This is a genomic window from Mycobacterium sp., from assembly GCF_049673265.1.
Taxonomy (GTDB): Bacteria; Actinomycetota; Actinomycetes; order Mycobacteriales; family Mycobacteriaceae; genus Mycobacterium.
Map to the genome: position 1 here is coordinate 1 of NZ_JBATXN010000390.1, position 2398 is coordinate 2398.

Below are 2398 nucleotides of genomic sequence, written 5' to 3' on the forward strand. Positions count from 1 at the left end.
GGTGTGCATCAGTCCGATGTTGCCGGAAGATTTCGATCTACAACTCGAGTCACGATCCGCACAGAAACGGTCCGCGCGCGGGCTATTTCACTGTAATTTGCGATGGTGCCTCCGGCGATGATGACGACCGTCGACGGGTTTCCCATCCAGGTGAGTGATACCGGTCCGGAACAGGGCTCCGTCGTGGTGTTGCTGGGTGCCGCGCAGCGCGCACCCGCCGCCTACGACGCGGTCTGCGAGCGCCTGCACACCGCATCGCTGCGGACAATTGTCGTCGGCCCTGACCCGCGCCTGACGCCCAAGTCGGTCGTGGGCATTCTCGACGTGCTTGACATCAACTGGGGTGTGCTGGTCGGCGACCGAGTCGGCGGCGAGTTGGCGTGGGAGTTGGCCGCGACCAGGCTGGACCGATTCACCGGTCTGGTGGCCATCGACCGCGGTCATCCACGGGTCGCCGATGCCACCGGGGTGATTCGCGACGACCACTGTCCGCCAGTCGAGATCAACACAACCGCACTGGTCAGCACCCCGGCTGCGCAGGCGGTGGCCCGTGCCAGCCAGCGATTTGTTTACGGCGATTACCGCGTCGTGGAGTTGCTTGCCCGGCGCAACGCGCACGAGTCGACCGCCCAGTTGGCCGCCGAGATCGTCCTGCGCACCAGCACCTGGTGACCAAAGACGAGCTGGAGCGGCTGGTAGCCGCCGGTGAAGTCGACACCGTGATCGTCGCGTTCACCGACATGCAGGGCCGGCTCATGGGCAAGCGGATCGCGGCGCGGTTCTTCCTCGACGAGGCGGCCGAACACGGCGCCGAGTGCTGCAACTACCTGTTCGCCGTCGATGTCGACATGACCACCGTCACCGGCTACGCGATGTCGAACTGGGACACCGGCTACGGCGACATGGTGATGCTGCCGGACCTGACGACGCTTCGGCTGATTCCGTGGCTGCCCGGGGCAGCCCTGGTGCTGGCCGATGTGGCTTGGCACGACGGCAGCCCGGTCGAGCCGGCACCGCGTCACGTCCTGCGTCGTCAACTTGACCGGCTACATCAACGCGGCTTGCGCGCCTACGTCGGCACCGAACTGGAATTCATGGTTTTCGACGACACGTATCGAAACGCCTGGGCGAGCGGTTATCGCGGGCTGAGGCAAGCCAGCGACTACAACATGGATTACGCCGTCATGGCATCCACCCGCATCGAGCCGCTGCTGCACGATATCCGCCAGCAGATGGAAGGTGCCGGGCTGCGCTGGGAGACTTCCAAGGGCGAGTGCAACATGGGGCAGCAAGAAATCGGGTTCCGCTACGACGAGGCGCTGGTCACCTGCGATAACCACGGCGTCTACAAGAACGGGGCGAAAGAAATCGCCGACCAGCACGGCAAGTGTCTGACTTTCATGGCGAAATACGATGAGCGCGAGGGCAACAGCTGCCATATCCACATGTCGCTTCGGACGACGGATGGCTCCGCAGTATTCGCCGATGAGCAACAGCCGTTCGGCATGTCACAAAAGTTTCGCAGCTTCGTCGCCGGCCAGTTGGCCACATTGCCGGAGTTGACGATGCTGTATGCGCCGAACATCAACTCCTACAAGCGGTTTGCCGATCGCAGCTTCGCGCCTACCGTGGTGGCGTGGGGATTGGACAACAGGACCTGTGCCCTGCGCATCGTCGGTCACGGCGACAATTTGCGGGTGGAATGCCGGGTGCCCGGCGGTGACGTCAACCAGTATCTGGCCGTGGCGGCACTGATTGCCGGTGGGCTGCACGGTATCGAGCACGGCTTGGAGTTGCCCGAGCCGTGCTCGGGCAATGCCTATCAGGCTGCCGGCGATGTCGAACGGCTGCCCGGCACGCTCGCCGAGGCTGCGGCACTTTTCCAGGCATCGACTGTCGCTCGGCAGGCGTTCGGGGAGAATGTCGTGAGCCACTACGTCAACAGCGCCCACGTCGAGGTGGCGGCATTCAATGCGTCGGTCACCGACTGGGAGAGGGTGCGCGGGTTTGAACGTTTCTGATCCGGCGACGATGCGGGCCGGAACGGCCCGAGGAGAAGGCGGGCAATCGGGGCCTAGACCGCCGGTGATCGGCTTGACCACCTATCTGGACCAAGCGCAGATGGGCGTGTGGAATGTTCGCGCCAGTTTTCTGCCGGCCGTCTATTTCCAGGGCGTCATCGCGGCGGGCGGGGTGGCCGTGCTGCTACCGCCACAGCCGGTCGATCCCGACATCGCCGAGCGGGTCGTCGACGGCCTGGACGGGCTGCTCATCACCGGCGGGAAGGACGTCGGCCCCGGCGCCTATGGCCAGCAGCCGCATCCGGCCACCGACCAGCCCGTCCGTGAGCGCGACGCCTGGGAATTCACGCTGCTTGCCGCGGCGCTGCGGCGCGAGC

Annotated in this window: 3 protein-coding genes; all 3 read left to right on the top strand. The window is 65.1% G+C overall.

Annotated elements, in window-relative coordinates:
- Positions 1-120: 120 nt before the first annotated feature.
- Positions 121-672, top strand: coding sequence for an alpha/beta hydrolase (locus WBF82_RS13515; protein ID WP_424383520.1), 552 nt, complete (start codon positions 121-123; stop codon positions 670-672).
- A complete protein-coding gene (locus WBF82_RS13520) occupies positions 666-2021 on the top strand; it encodes a glutamine synthetase family protein (RefSeq protein WP_424383521.1) in 1356 nt (451 codons plus the stop codon). Before WBF82_RS13515 ends, WBF82_RS13520 begins: the two co-directional genes overlap by 7 nt.
- Before the next feature lie 10 nt (positions 2022-2031).
- Positions 2032-2398, top strand: a 367-nt coding sequence (locus WBF82_RS13525; protein WP_424383522.1) for a gamma-glutamyl-gamma-aminobutyrate hydrolase family protein, incomplete at its 3' end; no start/stop codon positions are given.